At 38.3% G+C, this 18122-nt stretch carries 21 protein-coding genes; 14 read left to right on the top strand and 7 right to left on the bottom strand.

Annotation, left to right across the window (positions count from 1 at the left end; genetic code table 11):
- Positions 1-61: 61 nt before the first annotated feature.
- Complete coding sequence (locus BQ3481_RS02255; RefSeq protein ID WP_157926785.1) at positions 62-1126, bottom strand: homospermidine biosynthesis protein; 1065 nt, start codon at positions 1124-1126, stop codon at positions 62-64.
- 380 nt (positions 1127-1506) lie between these two features.
- Here BQ3481_RS02255 and BQ3481_RS02250 point away from each other — a divergent pair, with 380 nt between their 5' ends.
- From BQ3481_RS02250 to BQ3481_RS02240, 3 genes are all read left to right on the top strand, one after another.
- Entirely contained in the window at positions 1507-3279 is a 1773-nt protein-coding gene (locus BQ3481_RS02250; protein ID WP_157926784.1) for a M3 family oligoendopeptidase, read from the top strand.
- A gap of 147 nt (positions 3280-3426) precedes the next feature.
- Entirely contained in the window at positions 3427-3582 is a 156-nt protein-coding gene (locus BQ3481_RS02245) for a hypothetical protein (RefSeq protein ID WP_157926783.1), read from the top strand.
- Positions 3583-3613: 31 nt separating this feature from the next.
- Positions 3614-4795: a hypothetical protein gene (locus tag BQ3481_RS02240; RefSeq protein ID WP_157926782.1), complete on the top strand. Its 1182-nt coding sequence runs from the start codon at positions 3614-3616 to the stop codon at positions 4793-4795.
- Between the two features lie 4 nt (positions 4796-4799).
- On the opposite strand, the gene BQ3481_RS02235 is transcribed toward BQ3481_RS02240, so the two are convergent.
- From BQ3481_RS02235 to BQ3481_RS02225, 3 genes are all read right to left on the bottom strand, one after another.
- On the bottom strand, positions 4800-5351 hold the full coding sequence (locus BQ3481_RS02235; RefSeq protein WP_157926781.1) for a pyruvoyl-dependent arginine decarboxylase: 552 nt from the start codon (positions 5349-5351) through the stop codon (positions 4800-4802).
- Positions 5352-5405: 54 nt separating this feature from the next.
- Complete coding sequence (locus BQ3481_RS02230; RefSeq protein ID WP_157926780.1) at positions 5406-5864, bottom strand: peroxiredoxin; 459 nt, start codon at positions 5862-5864, stop codon at positions 5406-5408.
- Between the two features lie 71 nt (positions 5865-5935).
- Positions 5936-6466 carry an inorganic diphosphatase gene (locus BQ3481_RS02225; protein ID WP_157926779.1) on the bottom strand — a complete coding sequence of 177 codons (531 nt, stop codon included), beginning with the start codon at positions 6464-6466 and terminating at the stop codon, positions 5936-5938.
- Between the two features lie 144 nt (positions 6467-6610).
- Between BQ3481_RS02225 and BQ3481_RS02220 the strand changes: the two genes are divergently transcribed.
- Positions 6611-7654, top strand: coding sequence for a zinc-dependent dehydrogenase (locus BQ3481_RS02220; protein ID WP_157926778.1), 1044 nt, complete (start codon positions 6611-6613; stop codon positions 7652-7654).
- 22 nt (positions 7655-7676) lie between these two features.
- Positions 7677-8513, top strand: a complete 837-nt coding sequence (gene lsrF / locus BQ3481_RS02215) for a 3-hydroxy-5-phosphonooxypentane-2,4-dione thiolase (RefSeq protein ID WP_157926777.1) — start codon at positions 7677-7679, stop codon at positions 8511-8513.
- A gap of 3 nt (positions 8514-8516) precedes the next feature.
- On the opposite strand, the gene BQ3481_RS02210 is transcribed toward lsrF, so the two are convergent.
- Both BQ3481_RS02210 and BQ3481_RS02205 read right to left on the bottom strand, forming a co-directional pair.
- Complete coding sequence (locus tag BQ3481_RS02210) at positions 8517-8942, bottom strand: Cif family virulence factor (protein WP_231911836.1); 426 nt, start codon at positions 8940-8942, stop codon at positions 8517-8519.
- 625 nt (positions 8943-9567) lie between these two features.
- Complete coding sequence (locus BQ3481_RS02205) at positions 9568-9984, bottom strand: DoxX family protein (RefSeq protein WP_157926776.1); 417 nt, start codon at positions 9982-9984, stop codon at positions 9568-9570.
- A gap of 83 nt (positions 9985-10067) precedes the next feature.
- Between BQ3481_RS02205 and BQ3481_RS02200 the strand changes: the two genes are divergently transcribed.
- From BQ3481_RS02200 to BQ3481_RS02160, 9 genes are all read left to right on the top strand, one after another.
- Positions 10068-10475, top strand: a complete 408-nt coding sequence (locus BQ3481_RS02200) for a VOC family protein (RefSeq protein ID WP_157926775.1) — start codon at positions 10068-10070, stop codon at positions 10473-10475.
- A gap of 74 nt (positions 10476-10549) precedes the next feature.
- Complete coding sequence (locus tag BQ3481_RS02195; protein WP_157926774.1) at positions 10550-10777, top strand: type II toxin-antitoxin system HicB family antitoxin; 228 nt, start codon at positions 10550-10552, stop codon at positions 10775-10777.
- A complete protein-coding gene (locus BQ3481_RS02190; protein ID WP_157926773.1) occupies positions 10770-11015 on the top strand; it encodes a type II toxin-antitoxin system HicA family toxin in 246 nt (81 codons plus the stop codon). The genes BQ3481_RS02195 and BQ3481_RS02190 overlap by 8 nt, the downstream gene beginning before the upstream one ends.
- A 247-nt stretch (positions 11016-11262) precedes the next feature.
- Positions 11263-11661 (top strand): hypothetical protein, encoded by a 399-nt coding sequence (locus BQ3481_RS02185; RefSeq protein WP_157926772.1) that lies wholly within the window; start codon positions 11263-11265, stop codon positions 11659-11661.
- Positions 11662-11747: 86 nt separating this feature from the next.
- Positions 11748-12299 (top strand): hypothetical protein, encoded by a 552-nt coding sequence (locus BQ3481_RS02180; protein ID WP_157926771.1) that lies wholly within the window; start codon positions 11748-11750, stop codon positions 12297-12299.
- 764 nt (positions 12300-13063) lie between these two features.
- Positions 13064-14752 (top strand): biosynthetic-type acetolactate synthase large subunit, encoded by a 1689-nt coding sequence (gene ilvB / locus BQ3481_RS02175; RefSeq protein WP_157926770.1) that lies wholly within the window; start codon positions 13064-13066, stop codon positions 14750-14752.
- Between the two features lie 9 nt (positions 14753-14761).
- The gene (gene ilvN / locus BQ3481_RS02170) at positions 14762-15253 is read left to right on the top strand and encodes an acetolactate synthase small subunit (RefSeq protein WP_157926769.1); all 492 of its coding nucleotides are present in this window, start codon (positions 14762-14764) and stop codon (positions 15251-15253) included.
- A complete protein-coding gene (locus BQ3481_RS02165; RefSeq protein ID WP_231911835.1) occupies positions 15243-16760 on the top strand; it encodes a 2-isopropylmalate synthase in 1518 nt (505 codons plus the stop codon). Before ilvN ends, BQ3481_RS02165 begins: the two co-directional genes overlap by 11 nt.
- Positions 16761-17777 carry an isocitrate/isopropylmalate dehydrogenase family protein gene (locus BQ3481_RS02160; RefSeq protein ID WP_157926767.1) on the top strand — a complete coding sequence of 339 codons (1017 nt, stop codon included), beginning with the start codon at positions 16761-16763 and terminating at the stop codon, positions 17775-17777.
- On the opposite strand, the gene BQ3481_RS02155 is transcribed toward BQ3481_RS02160, so the two are convergent.
- On the bottom strand, positions 17770-18030 hold the full coding sequence (locus tag BQ3481_RS02155) for a hypothetical protein (RefSeq protein ID WP_157926766.1): 261 nt from the start codon (positions 18028-18030) through the stop codon (positions 17770-17772). The genes BQ3481_RS02160 and BQ3481_RS02155 overlap by 8 nt on opposite strands.
- Positions 18031-18122 lie beyond the last annotated feature (92 nt).

Raw genomic sequence — 18122 nt, 5'->3', positions numbered from 1 at the left:
TGGATTTTATTTTCAGTACATATCCAGTTTACACAAAGAATTGTGATTATCTATTTTGCATCTAGTGTTTTTTGTTAAAATATGCCTTGCTCAAGCCTTCATAATACTGGTTTAGTTTCTTGTAAAGTCTCTTTGGTTTTCTTGGTTTTTCATTGCTTAATGCATAAAGACAAAGTATTGGAAATGCGATAGTTGCATCAGTGTATACCATTATGACATCTTCATGCGCATCTTTTACCTTACCCCAACTTTTTCCCTCCTGCAATGTTGCACCAGAGAGGCCACCAGTGTCTGGTCGTGCATCAGTGATTTGGATAATGTAATTTTGACCACCATGACCTAGGCCAAGTATCTGATCTAACAACGGACCGGTTTGTTGTGCAGTATTTTTTGGAACACCTCCACCCAACTCCAAAATTCCGGATTTCTTGGAATTGTACAATATTGCAGCTTGCTCTATTATCTCGCGTACAAAGTCAAGATTATACATTTTGTTTTCAAGTCTTAATGGCGCCAAGTCTAGTGCAAGTGAAGAGTCCTTCAATGTTGAGACATAGACAGGAACATCATAATCGTATGCAGTTACGACAAAGCTGCGTTCTGGATTTTTAGAATGCTGTTTAGAGTATTTTCCCATGGCATTACAGAATTCTGCAGTAGTAAATGACTTGTCAAGCAGATCTTTTGCAAACATTTTTTGGACAATGCTATCTTCTGCCTTGAGTGTTTCCTCTCCTTTGATGTATACATCACGGATTCTGACTATGTCTTTTTCATATAGTATCATGTCATCCACCTCAAAGTGTCCTTGTTTTACAGGTAAATTCCATGCAAAATGATCCTCATGATACACATTTGCGCCAGTTGAAATAATCCAGTCAACAAAACCACGCTCTATCAACGACTTGAATAGCCCCCCAAAACCAACAGGGGTCATCGCGCCAGCAATTGTAAGACATATTGTTGCATCATCTTCAATCATTTTACAGTATAATTTTGCGGCATCCCCAAGTTGTCTTGCATTATAGCCAGTACTTGCAAAAATTTCCACTAGATCATCGATGCCCATATTGGGTTTTATCCTCAAATGCGGAATGTCTTTGCCCTTAAAATTATGATGATCCACGAACGACTAACTCATTTTTGGGGTAATTAAATACTTGCAAGAATTTGCCCACAATGACATGTTTGTATTTTGAGACAAAAAATAAAAAGTAGAAACTCTATTGGGGAATTTCTACTTGCCTTGCGTCATGTCTTGAAATTTCTTTGTGCATAACAACATGTGACTTTTCTTTGAAGGTCAGATTACATCTGTAACAATGCCATGCTGTCATGCTCATGTCATTATTATGCATTTTTAATATTTAAGACGTGTGCATGATTTGTACACTTGATAATGACATACAAATTTTAAAAAACTGTCAGACCAACTGATGCAATATCATTGTAAAATCAGGATACTTTCCACATAGTATTTTAAGAAGAAATACGAGTTTGAACCAGATGCAACTTTTTCGAGAAGAAAAATGGGATCTAAGCGAACTTGTAAAGGATCCAGAATCGCCACAGTTTACTAAACGACTTGAAGCAATCCAAAGAGATGTCAAAAACTTTGAAAAGAACAAGAAAATACTCAAGTCCACAATACCTGAGAAAAAATTCCTTGCCATGCTTCATACCCTAGAGGAAATCACAGAACAATTCGGCAGAGTTTCAGGCTATGCATCACTAGAATATTCATCAGATACCCAATCAGACAAGGCCACATCATTGGTTTCAAGGATGCGAAAATTAGGTGCACAGTTGGAAAACCAAACCCTGTTTTTTGACCAGTGGTGGAAGAAACAACTTGATGAGAAAAACGCCCAAAGATTGATGAGGGCGTCAGGAGAACTATATGAATTTTTAAGATACAAGAGATTACTTGCAAAATATTCCCTTACAGAGCCAGAAGAGAGAATAATCAATACTCTGGATGTCACAGGCCATTCCGCTCTTGTCAAAATTTATGACAAGATAACTAATGCATTTGTTTTTGAGGTAAAAATAGATGGGAAGACAAAAAAATACAACAGAGAGGAACTATCAGTCCTAATTAGAAACCCCAGGTCAAAAACAAGAGAGATTGCATACAAGGCATTACTATCAGAGTTTGACAAAAATAAAGGCGTGTTGGGAGAGATATATCAAAACATAGTTTCAAACTGGAAAGATGAATGCATCCATATACGCGGGTATTCATCCCCAATATCAGTCAGAAATATTGGAAACGATACAGACGACAAGACAGTTGATGCTCTTCTTTCAGTCTGCAAGAAAAACTCGGACGTATTTCGTAAATTCTTTTTACTAAAGGCACGCATCATGAATATGAAAAAACTTCGTCGCTATGACATTTATGCACCAACCAAGAAAAGAGAAGAAAAAAAATACAGCTATGACAAGGCAGTAAAACTTGTCTTGGATACACTGGATGATTTCAGTCCACGGCTAAGTGAGTATGCAAAAAGAGTGTTTGTCCAGAGACATGTAGATTCCACCATAAGACCGGGAAAAAGAAGCGGTGCATTTTGTAGTACCATATCTCCAAAAATAACGCCATATGTATTGGTAAACTTTAAGGGAAGAACCAACGACGTGTTCACTTTGGCCCATGAACTTGGACATGCCATACATAGCATTGCAGCATCAGGAAAGTCAATATTCATCGCAGAGGCTCCATTACCGCTTGCTGAAACAGCATCTACTTTTTCTGAGATGCTACTATTCAACAAAATTCTCGATCAGATCCCAGACAATGAGCAACAATCCCTACTGACAGAGCACATGAATGATCTGTATGCAACAGTAGGACGGCAAGCATACTTTACACTCTTTGAGATAGCAGCACATGAAAAAATTGGCAATGGTGCCATGGTTCAAGATATCACGTCAGAATACACGAAGACGTTAAAGGACCAGTTTGGAAACTCGGTGGATGTAACACCAGACTTTGGAATAGAATGGACATGTATTCCACATTTTTACCATTCTCCATTCTATTGCTATTCCTACTCTTTTGGTAACCTGTTATCGTTATCCCTATACCAGAGATATAGAAAGGAAGGAAGATCATTTGCTTCCACATATATCGGCATCTTGGCAGCAGGCGGCTCCAAAAAACCAGAAGATCTGCTCAAGGAGCATGGAATCGACATCACATCAGAGAGTTTCTGGCAAGAGGGTTTTGAATACATCAAAAATCAAACAGAAAGACTTGGTAAAGTAATTAATTAAAGCGCCTGGCAGTCAAGCGCCCCCAACTGCCAGGCAATGTTCCCCTACGGTTTGAACCGATGTCAGTGACATTACATGTACATTATAATTTAAACCTAGAGATTAGATCGAGAACTATTTTATTTTATGATAACCATTACCTGACAAGTGAAATACACAAGATGCTGTAATAAAGAACCAGAGTACTTGATAACGTATGATTGCGGGCCTGATCCACAGCAGACCATGCTAGTATGCAAGAACCACTTTAAGGAGGAACCATTCCAGAGATTTGCTGTAAAGATAGAAAAATTGAGAGAATAACTTAATAGTTAGATTTCAAAAATTTCTTTAATTGAAAAACCTTTTTGCCTTGTCTATAATTTTTGCACTATTAATGACTTCATTTGTTTCAGCGTACGCACAGCAACCACAGCTTGCATCATATCGTGAAACAGCACACATACTAGTTGATGAAAAAGTACAGAATAAGACTACGGCATTTATCACATTGGCATCAACAAGCCCAGTAGAGATGCGAGTACCAGCAGACCTTAGTCAGAGCATACAGAACTCTGCCAATGTAACATCAGTTGTCATAACAAATGACAAAAGCTGTGTCATAGGTGTTCAAGATCAGGGGTGCATCCTGGTCAACATCATTTCACCATCACTTATTGAAAGCTATAACATTACAACTATTCAGACAGAAGCACGACAAGTCGGAGACGGCCTCATTGATCACATAAACAAGGCATTTGCAACAGATGCACGATTTAACAACGTGTACATAAATCCAAAAGGACAGCTAAATGGTGCCCTTGGCACATCAGGTGTCATATCCGGAAATAGGACGATATCTGTAGTATATACAATGTCAAGACAAGATTCTTCATATCTATTTGATGGACTGTCTGCTATCTTGATACCAAAACAGATTCGTGATGATGGAGGATTTTTTAATGCTGCACAAACAATGGCTCAAGACTCCAACTCTACAGTAACATTTGCAATCACGCCATCACAAAATGCTCTACTTTATCAGCTCCAAGTTTCTAAGCAAATCCCAATCAAGACACAGATTACTACAATCAAGCCACTTGAATTATTAGGTATCAGTAGCCTTGAAAGATCAAGCTACTTTAGCGTTGGATTCTTCCCATTGAATTCAATACTTGATGTCACAGTAATATCAAACAAGACTACTGCAGTAACTAACCATGGTGGAGATTTGGCACCAACTACAATCAAAAATGGTCAAAAATTTCCATCTGACCTGACTCAGGCAGGCTGGATCATAGACCCGTCTTACGGACAGCAGATTTCTGCAATATACCTATTTGGAAAAACTACATCGGTCACAGATGGCCAAGCTTCATTGACTCTGGGCAATAGCATTCCAACCACATCAGGACAGGGCAACACCACATCAACACCACCACCAATTTCAAATCCTACAGATTATTCCATTTACGCCTTGATTGGCATAGTAGCAGCAGGCGGAGCTGCAGTATATTTATTCATGAAACGAAGATAAAAATTTAGAGAATCAGCACCGCTGCTGTAAATACCGTAGTCCAGTTACCTTTTGCATCTCCCACGGCACTCTGTGTTATGTTTCTAGTTTTGTAAATCTGTCCCGATATCTTCCACTGTTGTCTTTTCTCATCCCAGCTCTTGTTTACGTCAAATGATATTCCAAGTGATGATGCAAGCATTTGTGCTGCAATGTCTTCGGCATAGTCACCTGCTTCTTTTTCAGTCTCTCCAAAGGAGACATATTCTGAAAGATAGCCGTATTTGGTATTGTCTTTTGGCTCGGCGATTCCAACAGATGCAGCCATAAGCCTGTGAGGCTCATTACTTTCCTGTCTAGAATATATCGCAAAAGTCACGCTACCAGGTCTTATCAATTTCAGGCCTTCTGATTTTGGAATCACCTTGCAACCAGGTGGAAATATGCTAGAGATTAAAACCAAGTTTGTTCCTGCAATTCCTGCATCTCGTAATGCATACTCAAAACTTGTCAGCCTGTCAGCATGAACACCCTTGCCTTTGGTAAGGAAAATTTTCTTTGCTACTAGATCTAGCACAAGTCAAGTCTTAACTCACATCTTTAAAAATATATTGAATTTACAAAAATGGAATTATTTCAAGTTCTGCAATGACGAAATTATTTCATGGCCATGTTTTTCTGGACTGACATCTCTGAAAATTTTTGAAACTCGTCCATTCTTGTCAATGATAAAGGTAGAACGCTTTGCAAGTCCTGCAATGTTTAGTCCCGCATAAGCCTTGCAAGTGGCTTTGGCAGTATCACTGAGATGACGATATGGTACACCATATTCCTCGACAAACTTTTTTTGGTCTTGTACCGTATCAATGGATATTGCAAAGAGTTCAGCATCTTGCTCTTTTATCTTTTGATATGCCGCAATTGTTGCCTCTGCCATCTGGAACACTCTTTTTGATGGACACGCAAACAAGTGGTTCTTTGGGTAAAAACACAGAACAACATTTTTCTTTCCCTGAAAAGAGCCTAGCTTTACCAAGCTGCCATCATTTGCTTCAAGTTCAAAATCCGGAGCAATATCACCTTCATTCATGATACCTCATCTCCAATTACTGGTTAATACCATTTTTGTTTTAATTCTTTTATCAGAGAACTAACAGAGAGTTACTTTTTGAAGGTCTTTTGGTATAGTTTTATTCCAGCAAGCACTTCTTTCTTTGCATTTGCTGCATTTTCCCATCCAAGTATCTCTACTTTTTTTCCTTCAAGTTGCTTGTACACTTCAAAAAAGTGCCCGATCTCTTTGAGATAGTGTTTGTCAAGACCGGTAATGTCCTTTAGATTGTCAAATCTAACATCATCTTTTGCGACACACAAGATCTTGTTGTCCATTTCACCGCCATCTTTCATTTTGAGCATCCCAATTGGACGTGCCTCTATTAGGACACCTGGATAAGTTGGATTGGTAACAAGTACAAGGGCATCCATTGGATCACCGTCTTCTGCAAATGTCTGTGGGATTATACCATATTCTCCAGGATAGAAAAACGGTGAAAACAAAACTCGGTCAAGTTTTATGACACCTCTCTTTTTATCATATTCGTATTTATTTTGAGAACCTTTTGGAATTTCCACGATGACATTTATCACAGATGGTACATTGGAGCCAGTCTCAATGTCGCGCCACAAATCCATGTTGCTGTCTCAGAAACAAGTTCTATTTAATTGACATCATAAAGAGATGAAATTTCCTTATATCGAATTTCCTGTTTTTCAAGTAAGACGTACCCAGAATAGATTGCGGAAAAGATAAAACGCCATTTCCATTTCATTGAAATGATGAAGGTAGCATATGTTTCAGGGTCATCAGATGTACAGATAAAAAATGTAGAAAGACCACATGTTAGCAAGGGCGAGATCCTAGTTTCCATGAAAGCCTGTGGGGTGTGTGGTTCCGACCTAGAAAAGATCTATGGCAAATACAGCCAGCCTTCCATGAGACTTGGTCACGAGCCTTCAGGAATAGTCTCTGCCATAGGTGACGGTGTAACAAATTTCAAAAATGGTGACAGGGTCTTTGCACACCACCATGTTCCATGTCATTCATGCCACTACTGTACACATGGTAATGAGACCATGTGCCAAAAATATTCTGAGACAAATCTCTTACCATGTGGGCTTGCAGAAGAGTTTATCGTTCCAGAATGGAATGTATCTCACGGCGGGGTAATAAAACTGCCAGATCATGTAAGTTTTGAATCAGCATCAATGATTGAACCACTTGCATGCTGTGTCAGGGCATGGAACAAGATAAAATTCAAGAAAGGTGACTCGATTGCAATTTTAGGTGCAGGTCCAACTGGCTTGATGCACCTGATGCTAAGCAAAGCATATGGAATTCAAGACATATTCTGCCTAGACATTAATGATTTTAGGCTGGAGTTTGCCAAAAAATTTGGCATAACAGAATCAATAAGATCAGACGACCCAGAGGCACATCAAAAAATTCTTTCAAAGACACACAACCGTGGAGTTGACATTGCAATGGTTTCGACTGGAAACATAAATGCAATTTCACAGGCAATTGATTTTGTAAGAAAAGGAGGAACAGTGGTGTTGTTTGGAGTACCGACAAAAGATGTCAAGATGTCACTTGAGATGAGCAAGGTATATTCAAAAGAGATTACAATCACACCAAGTTACGCAGCTTCTGAAAACGACACAAACGAGGCATTCAGGTTGATATCACAAGGAACAATCAATGTACAAAAATTAATCACTCACAAGTTTGATCTTGCAGATTCCGCAAAAGCTTTGGATTATGCCCACCAGGTAAATGACTCCATGAAAATAATAATTACAAATTCAGAAACGCTTAACTAAGGCAAATTTTTTCGAAGAAGATATGGACTGGGGACTCAAGAACAGACTTGCAAAAATAATCAAACCGCAAAACAAACGGGGCGTAATGCTTGCAGTCGATCACGGCTATTTCCTTGGGCCAACAGAAAAGCTCGAAGTGCCAAAAAAAACAATTGCCCCACTATTGCCATATGCAGATTCTCTCATGCTTACACGAGGAGTTTTAAGAACATCCGTTGATGCAAACTTTCCAGTACCAGTTGTACTTCGAGTATCAGGAGGTGCAAGCATCATTGGAAAAGACCTCTCAAATGAAAAAATTACTACGTCTGTAAAAGAGGCAATCAGACTAAATGCCACAGCCCTTGCAATGTCAATATTTGTAGGGGCAGCACATGAGCACGAATCACTTGTCAGTCTTGGCAATCTGGTTAATGAGGGAGAAGAATATGGAATACCAGTACTTGCAGTTACAGCAGTAGGAAAAGAACTAGAAAAAAGGGATGCGAGATACTTGTCACTTGCATGCAGGATGGCTGCAGAGTTTGGCGCACATCTAGTCAAGACATACTATTGTGAAAACTTTGAAAAAGTTGTAACATCATGTCCAGTACCGGTAATAATTGCAGGCGGCCCAAAACTTGCAACAGAGATGGACGTATTCAATCTGACATATGATGCATTACAGGCAGGCGCATCAGGTGTGGACATGGGTCGAAACATTTGGCAAAACGATCATCCAGTAGCAATGATAAAGGCAGTACGGGCCATAGTTCATCAGAGAGTCACCGCCAAAGAGGCCCATGAAATTTTCAAAAAAATAAAAGCTGAGCCTGCACAGAAAAGCGAGCCTGCCAAGAAGACCAAGCCAAAAAAGTAGTACCTAATCAGAGATTTTTGTCAAATGCAGGTGCACTATTTTCCACTTGGCATATTTTACCATGACAAAGGTTGCTCTGCTCTCCATCGTCATGTGTTGTCCTCTGAAACTATAATTGTCTACAACCATACCTGTTTGTCTTACAGTAAAAGTTGCCACTGCAAAGTTTTCAAATATATCCACCCTCATGTTTTTTAATTCAAAATCATAATCAGAGATACTGACAAACCGTAGCTGCTCAAGTGCAGAGGTTGTGGCAAAGTCCTTTAGATCAAAAGGCGGTACGTCGCTATATGCAGAAAACCTAGGATCATCGAGTTGGATTACACCTAATGGTGCAACGTTCTTTGTTTTTCCTGCATTAAAAAACGTCATTACAATATCAACAATTTCTTCCTTGTCGCTCAAAATCGGTATTGCTTGAGACAAATCTAGTTTAAGTCTTATGACATGTTATGCTAAATATCATGCCTAGACCAAACATTGTATCTCTGGCAAACCCTTGTTTTGTTGATTTTAGGCACTTTTTGCCAACAATATATTTATTAATGATTTCTTCTCGAATTACAGATGAAGTTTTTTGTGGCATTACATCATCTACAAAGTACTAGTATTTTAAAAAAAATAAATTGATCTAAATTTTATTTATAATGAATATTTTATATCAAAACGCTATTAAAAGTAATGAAAATTGTTTATAAATAATTTAGGAGTTTATACCCTTGAAATAATTTTATTTTCTAAAAAATGATAATGTTAAATTTATCTGCTTCAAATGATTTACACACTTTATACCGTTCACTAAATGATTCAAATGATTTTGATAATTCAAATGAAAACTTCTAATTATGTTGCCCAAGCATTCGTATATATCGTATAGGATATTGGAGTTGATTTTATCTACTAGTATTATAATTTCATTTGAATCATGAAAAACCATTTAAAGAAAGTGTAAACTATTTGAAGATAACACATATCAATTTAAGAAGCAATTGCAAAATCTACTGACATAATAGAATCGGAACAATAAACAACAGAAATTTTTTCACTTGTCTCACTGTAGAAAACGTGGGATTTTTTTAATTGCATGTGATATAGAAATTCTTCCAGGACCAACTGTTATGATTACGATGGATACTGCAAAAAGTATTACTGGAAGCTCGACACCGTCAGGGCCTATGAATTTTGACGCCTTGTCCACATAAAATATTACGCCAAGCATGACAAGCGAGAGAACTGATGCAGAGATTCTTGTCAGTACGCCTGCTATTATCAAAATCCCTGGAATGAATTCCTGCAATGCAAAAAGATACTGCATGTTTGCAGGAAGGCCCATCTGCGGTAGGTATGTTGCAAAGCTTGGATCAAACTTGATAAGACCACCTGCAATAAAGATTGAGCCTATTGCAAGCCGTAGCCCGAAATGGGATACATCGTGAAACTTGCTTTGGCTTATTTCTGCACCTAGCATGGATGTTTTTTGAACAAGCCTAACTTAACGGTTGCAGATTTGTTTTTATACAAACTTATAACTTGCAATTTTATATCAAAGATATGGGAACCAAAGTCTTTGTCAATCTGCCTGTAAAAGATCTAGAAAAATCTAAAGAGTTTTTTGCAAAACTTGGCTTTACTTTTAATGCTCAATTCACTGACAAGAACGCTGCGTGCATGGTTATCAGCGAAGAAAATTATGCCATGCTGCTTGTGGAACCATTTTTTAAAACGTTTACAAAAAAAGAGATTGTCAACGCCAAACTGAACACCGAGGTTCTTGTAGCGTTATCTTCAGAAAGCAAGGAGAATGTAGATAAAATGATAAAAAATGCTCTTGATACGGGCGCAAAAGAGGCAAGTGAGCCGCATGACCACGGTTTCATGTATGGACGAAGTTTTGAAGACCTGGATGGCCACATCTGGGAAATATTTTGGATGGATCCAAAAGTTATAGTTCCGTCTTGATTTTTATCTAGAAATACAAGTTATCTTATTTTAATGTCTTATTCTTTTTATAGATCGTATTGATATTGTCCTGTATGCAACACTCTACATCTACAGTATCTAAAAAGACATACCAAGTAATTTTAGATAAAGATGAAGATGGTATGATATTTGCAAGATGCAACGAACTTCATGCTAATGCGGAGGGAAAGACAGAAGCCAAAGCAAAAGATAACATAAAAGAAGCAATCGAATTGATGGTAGAAGATCTAGGTAAAGACAAAGGTTATAGTCTTAAATTTATTCGCAAATACAGTGAGTAAACTTCCTCGAGTTTCTGGTAATGCTATGATAAAATACCTTGTCAACAAGAAAGGATTCCAAATATCTCATCAAAAAGGAAGTCATGTTTCATTACGAAATTATAATTCAAATAGATTCACATCTGTCCCAGCTAAAAATGATGAATTAGTAACTGGTTTGACCAAACAAATTATTGATGATTGTGGAATAACAAGGGATGAATTTACTTTGGATTATCATAATGAGCTGATAAAATAGAATTCAAGATTAAAAAATAAAAAACTCTACATACATTGAACTTACAAAGTCCAACTTCAACCAAAATGGAAGATATTCAGCCCTAACACTACTCATCACATCAAAGATAGAACAATATTGTGCCGGAACTTGTAAGACTCAATTTTATGATCCGTTATGAAATAATATCTGGTTCAATCCGCCCTTTTTAATCTAGAAGAATTCTGCACCACTTTTTTAAACTATATGCGTACAGTACATGTAAAATATGAAATCTGCATACCTCTTGTTTCTTACACTTGCCACGGTTGTTTTTCTAGGGTTTCTAGTGCCACAAGCTCACGCAGATGACGTAAATGGCATATCAATTCAGAATATATCGGTACAACCATATGCTGTAAAAGTTGGAGATACATTTACCATCACAGCAACACTTGTCAACAATTCTACATTTCCAATATTTGTAAGTGATATGATAAGTAAAGATTGTCAGGGACCGTTCTTCACTGTATCATTTGATAATCATGTCAAGGTTGCAGTTACTGCTAAAGATGGAATAACTTGCAGTTATGTTGGTCATGAAGAAAGATTAGATTCTGGTAAAAAATACACTGGAACTAGTCCGGTCTTTTTTTCACTTATACTGCAACCCAATCTGGAACTGTAAATGTTACTGTAACGTTTCCATATAAAATAAAAAATCAAACTGACTCTAACCAGTCTAACATTGATCAAACCATTTCAAAATCGTTCTTGTTTACAATATTGGATAATAATACAAATATTCAGCCTCTACACGGAGGACCTCCATTTGCATTTGATAAACTGACTCCACTACAACAATTCAAGTCAGGTGTTGTCACACAAAACATAGCATGCAAGGAGGGATTCATACTTGCAATAAAAAAACAAGGACATCAGCCAGCATGTGTAAATCCTGATACTGTACCAAAACTTGTACTCAGAGGATGGTCAGAAAATCCATTAGATAATCTACTTTTAAAAGATGGAAACCAAACACAAGCAAACCTTGTTTTCTATGACATACTAAATGAGCCAAAAATAAGGGATTGGTCCATGAAAGGATGGACATATAGTGATTATAGTTATGCATCAAATGGTGAGACTCACCAATCTTCTGCTACTGTACATCTCTACTTGCCTTCTAACGTTGGAAAACATGAGTGTGAAAATGGTTCATATGGATTTGTAGTAATCAATCTAAAACCAGTCGAAATTGAACATAACTATACCGAGGTAGGCTGTGAGATAGTTACAACTACGGCAACAAATGTTGGATCCTGAATCAAATGGAAGATAAGGATTAGAAAATGAAAACTCTAAACATACCTTTTTACAACTAGTGCAAAATCTACAGTACAAAGTTTGAAGTTGTAATGATTCTCTTACCTTTGAGTTATGAAAGTATTCGCATTATCTTTTGTCTAAAGATAAATGCGGAATAAATTATAACAATAATCAAAGTTATAAAAAAAACATAGGCAAGTAATGGATTCACATTTGAACCCATGTAACTTACTATCGACAATGGCATCATGTCATTACCGTTAGGAGGAAGCATCATACTTTCAAGACTTGAAATTATAATTGCAAAACCTAAACTACCAAAACAAATTCCAAGTAAAATGATTAATACTTTGTAATTTAGTTTCACATAATCCTTCTTGTTTTCCCGTTTTAGAACTTTATGACAAAATCTACAGAATCAGCAAATTTGAACTTCCTAATTCAAAGGTTGTACTGAAAAAATTATTAAAATCTGAAAATGTTTCACAAGGATTTCATTTCGTGCCTGCTATGAAACATTTCGCAAAAATCTAGCAACCAGATTTTAATCTGAGTTTTTGACCATAACCCCAAAATTGTGCCTAAACGTGCCTAGCCAAGCGGTAATATATTAAGACTTTTAGACAAAATGCTTATTAACAATTTTAGAGAGAAAAATTACAGATAGGTATGGTAGAAATAGACTCGACAAGCATTTCAAGTATTTTGTTGCTAGTCGAGATTGTGCTGTAAGATACAGCAATTTTCGGAGATAGAAAATTATGGAAAAAATATCAGGTGCTAGGTCTTTGATGATCGCTTTGGAAAAAGAAGGTGTGGAAATAGCCTTTGGGTTACCGGGAGGTGCAAACTTGCCAATTTATGATGAGCTTTACAAGAGCAACATTCGTCACGTGTTAGTAAGACATGAACAGTCTGCCTCACACATGGCAGATGGTTTTGGCAGAGTGAGCCGAAGGCCTGGAGTATGTTTTGCAACATCAGGGCCAGGTGCAACAAACATTGTTACAGGAATTGCAACAGCCCAAGCAGACTCGGCACCAATGATTGCAATTACTGGTCAAGTTCCTTCAAAGATGATAGGACGTGATGCATTTCAAGAAAGTGACATCATCGGGATCACAAACCCCATAGTAAAATATGCATTCCAGCCAATGAGTCCAACAGAGATTCCAGAGGTAGTAAAAAAAGCATTTTACATTGCATCAACAGGAAGACCTGGTCCTGTATTGATAGACATTCCAAAGGACGTACAACAAAACGAAGCAGAGATTCATTTTCCTTCCGAGGTAAAAATTAGAGGATACCATCCATGGGTTGACCCAGACATAACAGCAATTGAGAGAGCAACAGATATGCTACTATCTGCAGAAAGACCGATAATTCTTGCAGGCGGCGGAGTAATAATATCAAGCGCGTTTGCAGAACTCCAGTCAATCGCAGAATTACTCATGATACCAGTTGTAACTACATTCAAAGGAAAAGGATCATTTCCAGAAAATCATCCTCTCTCACTTGGACCAATAGGAATGCACGGTCATGCAGAAGCAAACAAAATGATGACAGAGGCTGACTGTGTTCTTGCATGCGGTTCGAGATTTTCTGACAGGTCTGTTGGTACATTTGAAGAGTTTGAGAGAAACTTGAAAATCATACATATGGATGTAGACCCTGCAGAGATAGGAAAGAACCAGACCACAAATGTAGCCGTGGTAGGAGACGTAAAGACATCACTTAGAATCATGGTAAAAATGCTAATCCAAAAAGCAATCAAACGCAACGGAGAAAGTGCGTGGGGGAAAAGAGTAAAGGAGACAAAGGAATACTATAGAGAAAACCTCAAAATTCATCCACACCCATTAGCAGCATCCAAAGTTCTCAAAAAATTAAGAGAGGTGTTACCTGCACAGTCAATTGTAACTACCGAAGTTGGACAACACCAAATGTGGGCCTCGTTGTTCTTTGACGTAATACAGCCAGGAACGTTTTTCAGCTCTACAGGTCTTGGAACAATGGGTTGGGGATTCCCAGCAGCAATAGGTGCCAAGGCAGCAAAACCAGATGTCCCAGTACTTGACATAGCAGGAGAAGGAAGTTTTAACATGACAGAGAATTCACTTGCAGTATCAGTGCTAGAGGACTTGCCGGTCATAGTGCTTTTGCTAAATAACTTTACACTCGGAATGGTAGCCCAGTGGCAGAGAACATTTTACGACAGGAGAATGATTGGAGTAGATCTAAAGAATTGTCCAGATTATGTCAAGGTAGCAGAAGCATACGGAGCACATGGAATACGAGCCCAGACAATTGATGAAATTGGAAAAGCGGTCCAGACAGCCTTGAAGAGCAATGTTGCAACTGTCATAGACGTACCAATTGACCCGCAGGAAGATGTGCTACCATTTGTTGCTCCAGGAACATCTCTCAAGGACATGATCTTACCATCATAGTGAGATATTATGTGGTCAATAATTTCAGTTCTAGTTGAAAACAAACCGGGAGTATTGTTCAAGATTACAAACTTGTTTAGATCAAGGAACTATAACATAGACAGCATATCAGTAGGCATAACTGAGAATCCTGAAGTGTCAAGAATGACAATCACTACAGAAGCAGATGAAAAACAACTCAGTCAAATAGTAAAGCAGTTAGACAAATTAATTGATACATTAGAAGTAAAAGTATTAGAGGAGAAAAAAAGCATATACCGAGAGCTTGTCATGATGAAACTAAAAGTGTCAAAGCCAACAGACATCAAAGAGATAACAGACCTTGCAAATGCTTTCAAGTGTGATGTACATGATGTAAGAAAGTCTTCAATCATAATAGAGATTACTGCTACCCCCGATAGAATTAATGCTTTAGAAGATCTTGTAAAAGGATATGGGATTTTAGAAATGGCACGAACTGGAATATGCGCACTGGCAAGAGGACATGCAAATGAAGATTAGAATTTTTGACACTACATTAAGAGATGGAGAACAGACTCCGGGCGTGGCCTTGACTCCTGATCAAAAACTTGCAATAGCGCAAAAGCTAGATGAACTAGGTGTTGATGCAATCGAGGCAGGATTTCCAATCATATCAGATGGTGAAAGGTTAGCAATCAAATCAATTACGAGTACGGGACTAAAGGCAGAGATTTGTGGGCTGGCAAGAACAGAAAGAAAGGATATCGATGCAGCTGTTGCAGTAGGTTTGGATTATATCCACACATTCATCGCAACATCAGACATACATCTCCAGTACAAACTAAAACTAACAAGAGAACAGGCGCTAGCAAAAGCAGTCGATGCCGTACAATATGCCAAGTCACTTGGCTTGAAGGTTGAATTTTCAGCAGAGGATGCTACGCGAACAGAAAGGGAATTTCTAAAAAAAGTATTCAAGGCAGTGACAGATGCAGGTGCTGACAGGCTAGACATTCCAGATACCGTAGGATATTCCACCCCACAATATATTGCGGCCATTACAAAGGATACTATTGATGCCACACATTTACCCGTAAGTGTTCATTGTCACAATGATTTTGGACTAGCGGTAGCAAACGCAATATCTGCAATACAAGCAGGCGCACAATGCGCACATGTTACAGTAAATGGAATTGGGGAGCGAGCTGGAAATGCATCGTTGGAAGAACTCGTCATGGGGTTGCAATGCTTACAGTTTGATAAAAAATATGAAACAAACATCAACACCAAACTTCTCTATGAGACATCACGATATATTTCAAAAACAGTTGGAATACAGGTCCAGCCAAACAAGGCAATTGTGGGAGAAAATGCATTTGGTCACGAATCTGGAATTCACACCCATGGCGTCCTAAGCAACCCATTGACATACGAGCCAATCAGTCCGGAACTAGTCGGCAGAACCAGATGGTTCCAAGTAGGAAAACATGCAGGAGCGCATGGAATTGCGGCAATGCTTGAGGAATATGGCATCCAGCCCTCAAAGGAGCAGACCCATGAAATATTGGAAAGAGTCAAGAAACTAGGAGATCTGGGAAAACATGTAACGGATGTCGAGCTTCTTGGAATTACAGGCGAAGTCATGCAACAACCAGGGTTGAAGAGACTTGTTCACTTGATTGGCTTTTCAGTATCAACAGGGATTGGAAACATGCCGTATGCCTTTGTCAAACTAAACATAGAAGGTAAGGACTTTATCAGTACGGATTATGGTGTAGGTCCAGTGGATGCATCAATTAATGCAATACAAAAAATTACGGGGGAAATATCCAAAGTGAGAATAAAGGATTACAAGCTGGATTCAATCTCAGGAGGTTCAGAGGCCTTGTGTGAAGTTACAATCAAGGTAGAAGATCCATATGGCAACCAAGCTTCAGCAAAATCAGTGGGAGAAGACATTGTTATCACAAGTGTACAGGCCATGATAGACGGAATAAACAGAATCATGCTCAAAAAAATACTCAAGCAAAAAAATCTGGGACAGTAAATGTACAAAATAGCACTCATTACGGGTGATGGAATAGGCCCGGAATTATCAGAATCAGTAATAGATGTACTAGACGTTATAAATGACAATCTTGGAGTCAAAGTCGAGGTTACAAAACTACAAGCAGGCGATGCAGCACTCAAAAAAACAGGAAAGGCATTACCAGACGAAACAGTAGAGCAGATAAAAAAATCAGATGCATGTCTCAAGGCCCCAGTTGGAGAGAGTGCAGCAGATGTCATTGTAGTATTGCGGAGATTGTTAGACCTTTATGCAAACATCAGGCCTGCCAAGTCTTATCCAAACATGCCAGCATTGAAGGAAAATATTGACATGGTAATAGTAAGAGAAAACACAGAGGATCTATACACTGGCATGGAGTTTGAAGTGGGCGAGACCATCATTGCATTACGCTCAATATCAAAGAATGCATCTGAGAGAATTGCAAGACATGCATTTGCTACATCTGAGCAGCGAGATGGAAAAAGAAAAGTCACTTGTGTACACAAGTCAAATGTAATGCGAAAAACAGATGGATTATTTGCAAAGACATGTGAGCAGGTAGCAAAGAGATATCCAAAAATTACATTTGAGCACATGTATGTAGATGCCTGTGCCATGAATCTAATAAGACAGCCAGAGTCCTTTGATGTTATTGTAACCACAAATTTGTTTGGTGACATATTATCAGATGAAGCATCGCAAGTTGTGGGCGGACTTGGAATGGCCCCAGCTGCAAATATTGGAGATAGATTTGCATTGTTTGAGCCTGTACATGGGGCAGCCTTTGACATTGCAGGAAAACAGGTAGCAAACCCATCATCATTTATTTTGTCTGCAAAGATGATGTTTGAGTGGCTTGGGATAAAAAATAGTGACAAGTCATGCCAGGATGTTGCAAAAAAAATCGAGGATGCAGTTTACGGTATTGTCAAAGATGGAATAAAGACTAGAGACATTGGCGGAAACAAGAGCACAAAAGAATTTACACAAAACGTGATATCGCGTATCATTTGAGGTCAGACACAGGCGGCTCTCTTGACCAAAAGAACATTGCAAGACTAATTGGAATCATTATCATTATTGCAACCCCGAATGAAATCCAGTAAAAAGTTGGATCAATCCCCTTTATCAAAGGAACTGGAAATACAGTATAGGCCCAAACAAATGCAATAAACCCAAGCAAGACTTTGTTTTTCTTGAAAATTCTCCAACCAAGTTTTCTTTTTGCAATATAGCAACGCTTGCATCTAGTCCTATCATCTGTCATGCATGAAGTGCAACAGTGCTTGTCACAAAAGTAACATGTTCTATCCCCAAACTCAGATCCGCAAAAATCACACCGTCGCACAAGTTATCTAG

It is taken from the genome of Candidatus Nitrosotalea okcheonensis (assembly GCF_900177045.1).
GTDB lineage: Archaea > Thermoproteota > Nitrososphaeria > Nitrososphaerales > Nitrosopumilaceae > Nitrosotalea > Nitrosotalea okcheonensis.
Note: the sequence above shows the minus strand (reverse complement) of the source record. Positions and strands in the feature narration are given on the sequence as shown.